The sequence below is a fragment of the Microbacterium sp. Z12_35 genome (genome assembly GCF_058310475.1).
In genome coordinates, this window is record NZ_JBZEGJ010000001.1 from 987,674 (window position 1) to 999,569 (window position 11,896).

The window sequence follows — 11,896 nt, forward strand, 5'->3', positions numbered from 1 at the left end:
AGAATGACCGTAGAGATCTCGCGGGGAGACAACCCGCTCCGCGACCCTGATGACCGGCGCCTGAACCGCATTGCGGGGCCCAGCGCTCTCGTGATCTTCGGTGTCACGGGTGACCTGGCGCGCAAGAAGCTCATGCCGGCCGTCTACGACCTCGCCAACCGTGGCCTCCTCCCCCCGGGGTTCGCGCTCGTGGGGTTCGCCCGCCGCGACTGGGAGGATCAGGACTTCGCGCAGGTCGTGCATGACGCGGTGAAGCAGTACGCGCGCACGGAGTTCCGCGATGAGACCTGGAAAGAGCTCCTCGAGGGGATCCGCTTCGTTCCGGGCGAGTTCGATGACCCGGAGGCGTTCCAGCGCCTGCGTGAGACGGTCGAGAAACTCGACGTCGAGCGGGGCACGCTCGGCAACCACGCCTACTACCTGTCGATCCCGCCGAAGGCATTCCCGGTCGTGGCGCAGCAGCTGAAGGCGTCGGGGCTCGTCGGCGACACCGCCGATGACGAGACGGGCTGGCGCCGCGTCGTCATCGAGAAGCCGTTCGGGCATGACCTGGCTTCGGCCCGCGAACTGAACGCGGCGCTGGAGACGGCGTTCCCCGCCGACTCGATCTTCCGCATCGACCACTATCTCGGCAAGGAGACGGTCCAGAACATCCTGGCTCTGCGCTTCGCCAACGAGCTGTACGAGCCGATCTGGAACCGCAACTACGTCGACCACGTGCAGATCACGATGGCCGAAGACATCGGTGTGGGCGGCCGTGCCGGCTACTACGACGGCATCGGTGCGGCGCGCGATGTCATCCAGAACCACCTGCTGCAGCTCATGGCGCTCACCGCGATGGAAGAGCCCATCAGCTTCAACGCGAAAGACCTCCGCGCCGAGAAGGAGAAGGTGCTCGCCGCCGTGCGCCTTCCCGAAGACCTGTCCCTGGCAACGGCGCGCGGTCAGTACGCCGGCGGCTGGCAGGGCGGGGAGCAGGTGACCGGCTTCCTCGACGAGGACGGCATGGACCCCGGTTCCACGACCGAGACCTACGCCGCGGTCAAGCTCGAAGTCAACACGCGCCGCTGGGCGGGGGTGCCGTTCTACCTCCGCACCGGCAAGCGGCTCGGCCGACGCGTCACCGAGGTGGCGGTCGTGTTCAAGCGCGCGCCGCAGCTCCTGTTCAGCCGCAGCCAGACGCAGGAGCTGGGGCAGAACGCACTGGTCATCCGTGTGCAGCCGGATGAGGGCGTCACGATCCGGTTCGGGTCGAAGGTTCCCGGTGACGGCACGCAGGTGCGCGACGTCACGATGGACTTCGGCTACGGGCACGCGTTCACCGAGGCCAGCCCCGAAGCGTACGAGCGCCTCATCCTCGACGTGCTTCTCGGCGACCCTCCCCTGTTCCCGCGGCACGAAGAAGTCGAGCTCAGCTGGAAGATCCTCGACCCGATCGAGAACTTCTGGGCCGAGCAGGGAGGACCGCTCGAACAGTACTCACCCGGTTCGTGGGGACCGGCCTCCGCCGACGAACTCCTTGCCCGCGACGGCCGCAACTGGAGGCGCCCGTGATCATCGACCTGCCCGACACGACCGTCAGCAAGATCTCGAAGGCGCTCGTCAACGTCCGTGAGGAAGGCGGCGCGGTCGCCCTGGGCCGGGTGCTGACGCTCATCATCGTCGCGCACCAGGGCGAAGAGGAAGCGGTCATCGGAGCTGCGAACGACGCTTCGCGCGAGCATCCCATGCGCGTCGTCGTGCTGATCTTCGACGAGGCCGCCGATTCTCCCCGCCTGGATGCGGAGATCCGCGTCGGCGGTGACGCAGGGGCCAGCGAGGTCGTCGTCCTTCGCGTGTACGGCGCGGCGGGCTCGAATGCGGAGAGCCTGGTCACGGGACTTCTGCTTTCGGATGCACCGGTCGTCGCGTGGTGGCCCGCCAACCCGCCCTCGTCCCCCGCGGAGTCCGAGGTGGGCCGCATCGCGCAGCGGCGCATCACGGATGCGTCGAGCCAGCCGGATCCGGCGGCGTGGGTGGACGGCCTGGGAAGCCACTACCACCCGGGCGACACCGATTTCGCGTGGACGCGCCTGACGCGGTGGCGCGAGCAACTCGCCGCGGTACTGGACCAGCCCCCGTACGAGCCCGTCACCGCCGTGCAGGTGCGCGGCGCCGCCGACTCGCCGTCCACGGTGCTCCTGGCCGCGTGGCTGCGCCTGAAGCTCGGAGTGCCGGTGGATTCCGCGTACCTTCCGACCGCGGAGTGGGCGAGCGGAATCAAGAGCGTGCGGCTGACGCGCGCGAGCGGCGACACGCTCCTCGAGCGGCCGACCCCGGGCGTAGCCGTGCTGACGCAGCCGGGTCAGCCGGTGCACGAGCTGGCCTTCCCACGACGCACCATGCGTGAGTGCCTCGCGGAGGAGCTGCGGCGCCTGGACCCGGATGTGCTGTACGGTCGCGTCATCACGGAGGGCATGGAACTGCTTGCCCGGACCGACGATGGGAGCGACCGTGGCTGATGCCGGCACCGAGAAACGGGTCGTGATCGGCAACGATCCCGGTGCCCTCGCGTCATCCGTCGCCGAGCGTCTGCTGGACCGTATCAACAAGAACGTGGAGAACGGCAAGACGGTGCACATCTGCCTCACCGGCGGATCGATGGGTGGCGCTGTCCTCCGCGCGGCGGCGCAGGACGGTCGCATCGAACGTATCGACTGGTCTCGCGTGCACTTCTGGTGGGGTGACGAGCGTTGGGTTCCGCGCGACTCCGATGACCGAAACGAGAAGCAGGCTCGCGAGGCGCTTCTGGACTCGCTGGACATCCCCGCTGAGAACATCCACGCGATGGCATCCAGCGACGAGACGCTCGACCTGGATGCTGCAGCCGGGGCCTACGCCGACGAGCTTGCGCAGTTCGCGCCGGCCGACCGCACGGAGACGGGGCCGTGGCCGACGTTCGACATCTGCTTCCTCGGTGTCGGGCCCGACGGCCACATCGCCTCGCTCTTCCCGGACCGCCCCGAGATCCAGGTCACCGATCGCGCGACCGTATCGGTGAGGGACTCCCCCAAGCCTCCGCCGGAGCGGGTCTCGCTCACGCGCCCCGTGATCAATTCGTCCAAGCGCGTGTGGATGGTGCTCGCCGGCTCGGACAAGGCGTCGGCCCTCGGCCTGGCGCTGGCCGGGGCGAGCTATGAGAGCGTGCCGGCCGCCGGCGCGAAAGGCCGGAGGCGCACCGTCCTGTTCGTCGACGAGGCTGCCGCCGCTTCCGTGCCGCCACAGCTCATCGACCGCGAGTATTGACGCGACTCGGATCAATGCGGCGCAGCCGCGTTGCTCCGAGGCGGGTCAACGCAGAGCGAGCAGCCGAAGGCAGCGAGACGAAGCGTAGACCAGTCGCGCGGGCTCAGGCCTGGCCGCGACGGTCGCGCAGCGCCTGCAGGGCGTCGTCGAGGAGCGCTTCGGCCTCTTCCTCGGTGCGACGCTCCTTCACGTACGCGAGATGCGTCTTGTAGGGCTCCGCCTTCGCCAGCGCCGGCGGGTTCTCCTTGTCGCGCCCGGCAGGAAGGCCGGAGTGCGGGGAGTCGATGGTGTCGGGGATCTCGTCGTCGGGGATGCCGGCGGCGAAGTAGCGCACCGTCTCGTTTCCGAGGGCATCCCAGTACGACACCGCCACGCGATCCGCGTGGAAGCCGTGGTCCTGTTCACCCATGGGCCCCGCGCCGACGCGCGTGCCCCGAATCGCATTTCCGCCTGTCGCCATTGTCAGAGTCCCTGGAACTTGGTGATGAGCCCCAGCGACACGATGGACACGAACCATGCGAGCGCAAGGATGATGGTGAAACGATTGAGGTTGCGTTCGGCCAGCCCCGACGACCCGAGCGCCGACGTCATGCCGCCGCCGAACATGTCGGACAGCCCCCCGCCGCGCCCCTTATGGAGCAGGATCAGCAGGGTCAGCAGGAGGCTGGTGATGCCCAGCAGCACCTGCAGGACGAACTCGATGATCTGCACTGTCGAAAGCCTTTCGCGGCGACCCTCCCCGGTCGCACAAGGATCAAGTATACGGGCGGCGGCCCCTCCGGCTCGAAAGCTCAGACGCCGACGTGCTTCTGGTACCGGATGATCGCGGCGAACTCTTCCACGACGAGGCTCGCGCCGCCCACCAGGGCGCCATCCACGTCGGGCTGCCTCATGAAGCTCGCGATATTTCCCGACTTCACCGACCCGCCGTAAAGGACGCGGGTGCGTGCCGCCGCATCCGCGCCGAGCTTGTCGGCGACGACCTCGCGGAGCTTCGCGCACACGTCCTGTGCCTGATCGGGGGTCGCGGCCTGCCCGGAACCGATCGCCCAGACCGGCTCATAGGCCACGACGATGTCGGCATCGGCCGGCACGCCCTCGAGGGCGACCTGCAATTGACCCACCGGCACCGCGCTCGCACCGAACTTCTCGAGGTCTTCGGCCGTCTCGCCGACGCAGATGACCGGCACGATGCCGTGGCGGAGGGCCGCCTGCACCTTCTGCGCCACGAGCTCGTCGGACTCGGCATGGTACTCGCGGCGCTCGGAGTGGCCGATGATCACGTAGCCGACGTCGAGCTTCGCGAGGAACTGGCCGGAGATCTCACCCGTGTATGCGCCGGAGTCCTGCGTGGACAGGTCCTGCGCGCCGAGGGCGAACGGGATCTTGTCCGCGTCCACCAGCGTCTGAACGGTGCGCAGGTCGGTGAACGGCGGGAAGACCGCCACCTCGACACTGCCGTTCTCGTGCTTGGCATCGCGAAGCGTCCAGTGCAGCTTCTGCACGAACGCGACCGCCTGGAGGTGGTCGAGGTTCATCTTCCAGTTGCCGGCGATGAACGGGGTACGCGTTGCTACGCCCATCCGAGGACCTCCAGTCCGGGGAGCTTCTTGCCTTCGAGGAACTCCAGGCTGGCTCCGCCGCCGGTGGAGATGTGACCGAACTGGTCATCGGTGAATCCGAGCTGCCGTACCGCTGCGGCGGAATCGCCGCCGCCCACGACGCTCAGGCCGTCGACGGCTGTGAGTGCGTCTGCGACGGCACGCGTTCCGGCGGCGAACGGCGCCAGCTCGAACACGCCCATGGGCCCGTTCCAGAACACCGTGCGGCTCTCCCGGATCGCCGCGGCGAAGGTCTCGCCCGTGGCGGGGCCGATATCGAGTCCCAGGCCGGAGGCACCGAAGGGGGTGCTCTCCAGGGCGGTCGCATCGGCCACGACATGCTCGGCGTCGGCGGAGAAGGATGCGGCAACGACGGCATCCACCGGGAGGACGATCTCCACGCCTCGCTCGGCAGCGTCGGCGAGATAGCCCTTCACGGTGTCGATCTGGTCCTTCTCGAGCAGGCTCGCGCCGACGGAGTAACCCTGCGCGGCGAGGAACGTGAACATCATCCCGCCGCCGATGAGGAGCCGATCCACGCGCGGCAGCAGGTGCTCGATCACGCCGAGTTTGTCGCTGACCTTCGAGCCACCCAGGACGACCGTGTACGGCCGCTCCGGGTTCTCGGTGAGACGGTCGAGGACGTGCACTTCTGCTTCGATGAGCGACCCCGCCGCGGACGGAAGGATCTCGGCCAGGTCGTAGACGCTGGCCTGCTTGCGATGCACCACGCCGAACCCGTCGGACACGAATGCGTCCCCGAGCGCGGCGAGCTGCTGGGCGAACGCCCGCCGCTCGGCCTCGTCCTTGGCCGTCTCCCCCGGGTTGAACCGGAGGTTCTCGAGCACGGCGATGTCGCCGTCCTCGAGGGCCGCGACAGCCTCGGCGGCCGACTCACCCACCGTGTCACGCGCGAACGCGACCGGCTTGCCGAGCAGCTCCGAGAGCCGCTGGGCAACAGGAGCCAGGCTGTACTTCGGGTCGGGCGCGCCGCTGGGGCGACCGAGGTGGGAGATCACGACGACGCGGGCGCCGGCGTTGATGAGGGCATTCAGGGTGGGCAGCGACGCACGCACACGTCCGTCGTCGGTGATGACCCCGTCCCCGAGGGGAACGTTGAGGTCACACCGGACGAGGACACGCTTGCCTGCGAGCGACCCCAGAGAGGCGAGGGTGCGCAGAGCCATGACGGCCTACAGGCGATCCGCGACGTACTCGGTGAGGTCCACGAGGCGGTTGGAGTAGCCCCACTCGTTGTCGTACCACGCCGACAGCTTGACCTGGTCGCCGAGGACGCGCAGGAGTCCGGAGTCGAAGATCGCCGAGTGCGGGTCGGTCACGATGTCGCTGGAGACGATCTCATCCTCGGTGTACTTCAGGATGCCCTTGAGCGGACCCGCCGCGGCTTCCTTGTACGCCTCTCGGATCTCCTCGACGGTGACGGGGCGGGAAGCCGTGACGGTCAGGTCGGTGATCGAGCCGGTGGGGATCGGCACCCGCAGCGCGAAGCCGTCCAGCTTGCCCTTCAGCTCCGGCAGCACCAGGCCGATGGCCTTGGCGGCGCCCGTGGAGGTGGGGACGATGTTGATCGCGGCGGCGCGAGCACGACGCAGGTCGCTGTGCGGCCCGTCCTGCAGGTTCTGGTCGGCGGTGTACGCGTGCACGGTCGTCATGAGGCCGCGCTCGATACCGAACTTGTCGTTGAAGACCTTCGCGAGCGGCGCGAGGCAGTTCGTGGTGCACGACGCGTTGGAGATGATGTGCATCGTGGCGGGGTCGTAGGTCTCTTCGTTCACGCCCATGACGAACGTGCCATCCTCGCCGGTGGCGGGGGCGGAGATGAGCACCTTGGTCGCGCCGGCGGTGATGTGCTTGCGGGCATCATCGGCCTTGGTGAAGCGGCCGGTCGACTCGATGACGATGTCGACGCCCAGCTCGCCCCACGGGAGGTTCGCGGGGTCGCGCTCAGCGAGCACCTCGATCTTCTTGCCGTTGACGGTGATCGACGTCTCGTCGTACGAGACCTCGGCGTCCAGGCGGCCCGTGACGGAGTCGTACTTCAGCAGATGGGCGAGGGTCTTGTTGTCGGTGAGGTCGTTGACCGCGACGATTTCAAGGTCAGCGCCCTGCGCGAGCGCCGCGCGGAAGTAGTTGCGTCCGATGCGGCCGAAGCCGTTGATCCCGATTTTGACGGTCACGGAGTCACTCCTGAATGTGTTTCGTGGGCGCAGAACGCGCTCTGATGTGGGTGTTCCAGGTTGGACGACGGCGTCCCGGCGGGTGTCCCACCGGGACGCCTGCGCCGTTTACGACAGTACCAGCAGACCTGCAGTCTTCTGGCGGGCGGTGGCGAAGCGCTCCTGCGCGTTCGCCCAGTTGGCGACGTTCCAGAACGCCTTCACATAGTCGGCGCGCACGTTCTTGTAGTCGAGGTAGTACGCGTGCTCCCAGACGTCCAGGAGGAGCAACGGGACGGTCGCTGCGGCGATCTGACCCTGCTGGTCGAAGATCTGCTGGATGACGAGGTTCTCGCCGATCGAGTCCCAGAAGAGCCCGGCCCAGCCGGAGCCCTGCACGCCGAGTGCGGCGGCGGTGAAGTGAGCCTGGAACTTGTCGAACGACCCGAACGCGTCGTCGATGGCGGCAGCGAGCTCGCCGACCGGCTTGTCTCCGCCGTCCGGCGACAGGTTGGTCCAGAAGATCGAGTGGTTGACGTGGCCGCCGAGGTTGAAGGACAGGTCCTTCGTGAGCTTGTTGACGTTCGCGAGGTTGCCGGTCTCACGGGCTTCCGCGAGCTGCTCCAGTGCGGTGTTGGCACCCGTGACGTACGTCTGGTGGTGCTTGTCGTGGTGCAGCTGCATGATCGTCGCACTGATGTGCGGCTCCAGGGCGGCGTAGTCGTAAGGGAGGTCGGGCAATGAATACTTCGCCATGTTCTCTTCTTCCGTTCGGCGCGCGCCGAGACCCCGGCGCAGCGAGGATGACGTTTTCATCCTAGTGACCGGCAACACCTCCGCGCCCCGGTTGCTTCCCACCGGAACGCGGTGGGGTGCGCGGGCGTCAGTCCTCGACGCCGGCGGGGACGGCAGACTCCGTGCCGGGGATCCCGTCGACTTCTGCCTTCTTGTCCGCCATGGCGAGGAGCCTGCGGATGCGGCCGGCCACGGCATCCTTCGTCAACGGCGGGTCGGCGTGGTGGCCGAGTTCGTCCAGGCTCGCGTCGCGGTGAGAGAGCCGCAGTTCGCCCGCCTCGCGCAGGTGCTCGGGCACTTCGTCACCGAGGATCTCCAACGCACGTTCCACACGCGCGCACGCAGCCACAGCGGCCTGCGCCGACCGGCGGAGGTTCGCGTCGTCGAAGTTCACGAGCCGGTTCACCCCGGCGCGCACCTCGCGGCGCTGGCGGAGCTGATCCCACTCGGCGGCGGTGCGCCGCGCGCCCATCTCGGCGAGGGTGGCGCGGATCGCTTCACCATCGCGGACGACCACCCGCGGGACGCCGCGGACCTCGCGCGCCTTGGCGGCGACACCGATGCGGTGAGCGGCGCCCACGAGGGCCATGGCGGCCTCGGGCGACGGGCAGGCGATCTCCAGCGACGCCGAGCGTCCGGGCTCGCTGAGCGAACCCGCCGCGAGGAACGCGCCACGCCAGATGGCCGCGAGGTCGCCGCGCGAGCCGGTCGTGAGCTTGTTGGGAAGGCCGCGGACGGGGCGCCGGCGCTGGTCGAGGAGCCCGGTCTGCCGCGCGAGGGTCTCCCCCGCCTCGATGACGCGGACGGCGTAGTGTCCACCGGTGCGGCCGCCGGATCCCTGCACGTGGACGAGCTCCGGACGGACGCCGTACAGCTCCATGAGGTCGCGCGCGACCCGGCGGGCGAGCATTTCGGAGTCGAGCTCGGCCTCCACGGCGACGCGGTTCGCGATCGAGTGAAGCCCCCCTGAGAACCGCAGAAGCGCCGTCAGTTCGGCTATGCGGGCCGTCGGCCGCGGGTCGCGGACGGTGGTCAGCTCGGCCTTTACGTCGGCGGTCAGCGGCACGGTTCTCCTTCGGGCGAGGGTGGGGGGACGACGTTACAGCCTACTCGCGGCCCCTCCCCGATGACGACCGGGTCGCTTCGCGACGGGCCGGTTCACACCCGGCCTACTCGCGGCCAAGATCACGATGCGCGACGCGGACGGCGACACCCGGCGTCGATCGCAGGCGCTCGGCGAGCTCCCGGGCCATCACGACGGAGCGGTGTCGTCCGCCGGTGCACCCGATCGCGACCACGGAGTGCCGCTTGTTCTCGCGCTGGTATCCGTCGAGGACGGGGCGGAGGGCGGCGGCGTAGGCGTCGAGGAACTCCTCGGCGCCGGCTTGAGCAAGAACCTCGTCGCGCACCGCGGCATCCTCGCCGCTGAGCGCACGCAGATTCTCGTTCCAATACGGATTGGGGAGGAACCGCATGTCGGCGACCATGTCCACGTCGGTGGGCAGGCCGTACTTGAACCCGAAGCTCATGAGCGTCACGGTGTGCCGTGCCGCTCCCTGTTCGCTGAACAGCTCAACGGCGCGAGTGGTCAGCTGGTGGATGTTCGTGGTCGAGGTGTCGATGAGCACATCCGCGGATTCCCGCACCTCCGCGAGTTGCTCGCGCTCCCGCCGGATACCGTCGAGGATCGTGCCCTCACCCTGCAGCGGATGCGGTCGCCGCACCGCCTCGAAGCGCCGGACGAGGACGTTGTCGGCTGCATCCAGGAACACGACGCGCACCTGGCGGCCGGCGCGGAGAGTCTCCATCACCTCGGGGAGATCGGAGAACAGCTCGCCTCCGCGCACATCGACCACCACCGCGACCCGCGGTACGGCTCCCGCGGCGAGCTCCGTGAGCTCGAGCAGGGGCCGCAGCATCCGCGGCGGCAGGTTGTCCACGACGTACCAGCCGAGGTCTTCCAGTGCGTTCGCGACGGTCGTGCGGCCGGCACCGGACATGCCGGTGACGATCAGCACCTCGCCGCGCTCGCGCTGTGCCTCGTCGCTCATGGCCACCCCCGTCAGCACAGCCTAGCGAGCCAAATGCGCGTGGATCGACTCGGCGAGCTTCGGCCCGATCCCCGGCAGCTGTGACATCTCCTCCGGCGTGGCACCGCGCAGCGCCGTGACCGACCCGAAGTGACGCAGCAGAGCCTTGATGCGGGCGTCGCCGAGGCCGGGGATCTCGGACAGGACGCTGGAGATGTCGCGCTTGCGCCGCTTGCGCTGATGCGAGATCGCGAACCGGTGCGCCTCGTCGCGCAGGCGCTGCAGCAGGTACAGCGCCTCGCTCGTCCGGGGAAGGATGACGGGGAAGTCCTCCCCCGGCAGCCAGACCTCCTCGAGACGCTTGGCGATGCCGCACAGGGCGATCTCCGGGTGCCCCGCATCGGCCAGCGCCCGCGCGGCCGCTTCGACCTGCGGCTTACCGCCATCGACCACGAGGAGCTGCGGCGGGTAGGCGAAGCGCGGCCGCTTGCGCGCGGTGACGACCTCGGCGTCGGGGTCGGTGACGATGTCCGCCGTCGGCGCGACGACGCTGCGGGTCGCGGTGGCTGCCGCAGCGTCGGGCTCGTCGCCGCCCTGGGATTCCGGACGGTCCAGGTATGCCAGGCGCCGGGTGAGCACCTGGTACAGCGAGTCCGTGTCATCGGTGGTCTCGGGTACCCCGAAGGAGCGGTACTGGTCCTTCCGCGGGAGGCCGTCTTCGAAGACCACCATGGACGCGACCACGTTCGTGCCCGACAGGTGCGACACGTCGAAGCCTTCGATGCGCAGCGGCGCCTCGGGAAGGTCCAGCGCCTCCTGCAGGTCGGTGAGCGCCTGGGTACGGGCGACATAGTCGGTCGTGCGTCGCGTCTTGTGGAGCATCAGCGCCTGTTGCGCGTTGAGCGTCGCCGTCCTCATGAGGTCGGCTTTGCGCCCGCGCTGGGCGACCTGGATGGTGACATTCTTCCCGCGCCGTTCGCGCAACCAGTCTTCGAGCTCGGCGGCGTCGTCGGGAAGCGAGGGGACGAGCACCTGCCGCGGGATGTCGGTGGCGGGGGCGTCGCCGTACGTGCGCTGCAGCACCTGGTCGACCAGGTCGGCGCCGGAGATGTCGATCTCCTTCTCGATGGTCGTCGCCCGCACACCGCGGACGCGTCCGCCGCGGATGACGAAGTGCTGCACGGTGGCGGCGAGCTCGTCCTCGGCGATGCCGAAGAGGTCGGCGTCGGTGTCGGGGGCGAGCACCAGGGCGCTCTTGTTGAGCACCGCGTCGATGGCCTGGAGCTTGTCACGGTAGACCGCGGCCGATTCGTAGTCCATCGCCGCCGACGCTTCCCGCATCCGCGCGGTGAGTGCCTTCCGGAAGCGCTGGTCGCCGCCGGCCATGAACGCGACGAAGTCGTCGACGATCGCACGATGCTCCTCGATCGTCACTTTCATCGAGCACGGCCCGCCGCAGCGTCCGATCTGGCCCGGGAAACAGGGGCGCCCCGACTGCATCGCCTTCTTGTACGACGCGTCGCTGCAGGTGCGGATCGGGAAGACCTTGATCATCAGGTCGATCGTGTCGTGCACCGCCCACACCTTCGGGTACGGCCCGAAATACTTGGCCCCGGGGATGCGGCGATTGCGGGTCACGAGAACCCGTGGGGCCTCGTCCCCGAGCGTGATGGCCATGAACGGGTATGACTTGTCGTCGCGATAGCGGACGTTGAAGGGCGGATCGAACTCCTTGATCCACATGTACTCCAGCTGCAGCGAGTCCACGTCGCTGGCCACCACGGTCCACTCGACGGATGCCGCGGTCGTCACCATCCGCCGCGTGCGTTCGTGCAGCGAGCGCAGCGGGGCGAAGTAGTTCGACAGGCGCGCACGGAGGTTCTTGGCCTTACCGACGTACAGCACGCGTCCGTCGGCGTCGCGGAACCGGTAAACACCGGGGTTGGTGGGGATCTCGCCGGGCTTCGGCCGGTACGGAAGCTGCGACACCCGTTCTCGGGATGCCACG

12 protein-coding genes are annotated in these 11,896 nt (G+C 68.7%); 3 read left to right on the forward strand and 9 right to left on the reverse strand.

Annotated elements, in window-relative coordinates:
- The first annotated feature begins 3 nt into the window (after positions 1 to 3).
- The 3 genes from zwf to pgl are packed head-to-tail and all read left to right on the forward strand — an operon-like array spanning position 4 to position 3,285.
- Complete coding sequence (gene zwf, locus AC4FS1_RS04920; protein ID WP_491153141.1) at positions 4 to 1,554, forward strand: glucose-6-phosphate dehydrogenase; 1,551 nt, start codon at positions 4 to 6, stop codon at positions 1,552 to 1,554.
- Positions 1,551 to 2,501 carry a glucose-6-phosphate dehydrogenase assembly protein OpcA gene (locus AC4FS1_RS04925; RefSeq protein ID WP_491153142.1) on the forward strand — a complete coding sequence of 317 codons (951 nt, stop codon included), beginning with the start codon at positions 1,551 to 1,553 and terminating at the stop codon, positions 2,499 to 2,501. Before zwf ends, AC4FS1_RS04925 begins: the two co-directional genes overlap by 4 nt.
- Positions 2,482 to 3,285, forward strand: a complete 804-nt coding sequence (gene pgl / locus AC4FS1_RS04930; protein ID WP_491153143.1) for a 6-phosphogluconolactonase — start codon at positions 2,482 to 2,484, stop codon at positions 3,283 to 3,285. Before AC4FS1_RS04925 ends, pgl begins: the two co-directional genes overlap by 20 nt.
- Before the next feature lie 103 nt (positions 3,286 to 3,388).
- On the opposite strand, the gene AC4FS1_RS04935 is transcribed toward pgl, so the two are convergent.
- The 9 genes from AC4FS1_RS04935 to uvrC all read right to left on the reverse strand — a co-directional run bounded on the left by AC4FS1_RS04935 (position 3,389) and on the right by uvrC (position 11,895).
- A complete protein-coding gene (locus AC4FS1_RS04935; RefSeq protein ID WP_491153144.1) occupies positions 3,389 to 3,745 on the reverse strand; it encodes an RNA polymerase-binding protein RbpA in 357 nt (118 codons plus the stop codon).
- Between the two features lie 2 nt (positions 3,746 to 3,747).
- The gene (gene secG, locus AC4FS1_RS04940; protein WP_484509424.1) at positions 3,748 to 3,996 is read right to left on the reverse strand and encodes a preprotein translocase subunit SecG; all 249 of its coding nucleotides are present in this window, start codon (positions 3,994 to 3,996) and stop codon (positions 3,748 to 3,750) included.
- Positions 3,997 to 4,076: 80 nt separating this feature from the next.
- On the reverse strand, positions 4,077 to 4,868 hold the full coding sequence (gene tpiA / locus AC4FS1_RS04945) for a triose-phosphate isomerase (protein ID WP_491153145.1): 792 nt from the start codon (positions 4,866 to 4,868) through the stop codon (positions 4,077 to 4,079).
- Positions 4,859 to 6,073, reverse strand: a complete 1,215-nt coding sequence (locus AC4FS1_RS04950; RefSeq protein WP_491153146.1) for a phosphoglycerate kinase — start codon at positions 6,071 to 6,073, stop codon at positions 4,859 to 4,861. Before AC4FS1_RS04950 ends, tpiA begins: the two co-directional genes overlap by 10 nt.
- Positions 6,074 to 6,079: 6 nt before the next feature.
- Entirely contained in the window at positions 6,080 to 7,084 is a 1,005-nt protein-coding gene (gene gap / locus AC4FS1_RS04955; RefSeq protein WP_491153147.1) for a type I glyceraldehyde-3-phosphate dehydrogenase, read from the reverse strand.
- Positions 7,085 to 7,192: 108 nt separating this feature from the next.
- Positions 7,193 to 7,819, reverse strand: a complete 627-nt coding sequence (locus AC4FS1_RS04960; protein ID WP_491153148.1) for a superoxide dismutase — start codon at positions 7,817 to 7,819, stop codon at positions 7,193 to 7,195.
- 127 nt (positions 7,820 to 7,946) lie between these two features.
- Positions 7,947 to 8,924, reverse strand: coding sequence for a DNA-binding protein WhiA (whiA, locus tag AC4FS1_RS04965; RefSeq protein WP_491153149.1), 978 nt, complete (start codon positions 8,922 to 8,924; stop codon positions 7,947 to 7,949).
- A gap of 103 nt (positions 8,925 to 9,027) precedes the next feature.
- Complete coding sequence (gene rapZ / locus AC4FS1_RS04970; RefSeq protein ID WP_491153150.1) at positions 9,028 to 9,909, reverse strand: RNase adapter RapZ; 882 nt, start codon at positions 9,907 to 9,909, stop codon at positions 9,028 to 9,030.
- A gap of 21 nt (positions 9,910 to 9,930) precedes the next feature.
- A complete protein-coding gene (gene uvrC / locus AC4FS1_RS04975; RefSeq protein ID WP_491153151.1) occupies positions 9,931 to 11,895 on the reverse strand; it encodes an excinuclease ABC subunit UvrC in 1,965 nt (654 codons plus the stop codon).
- Position 11,896: the final 1 nt, after the last annotated feature.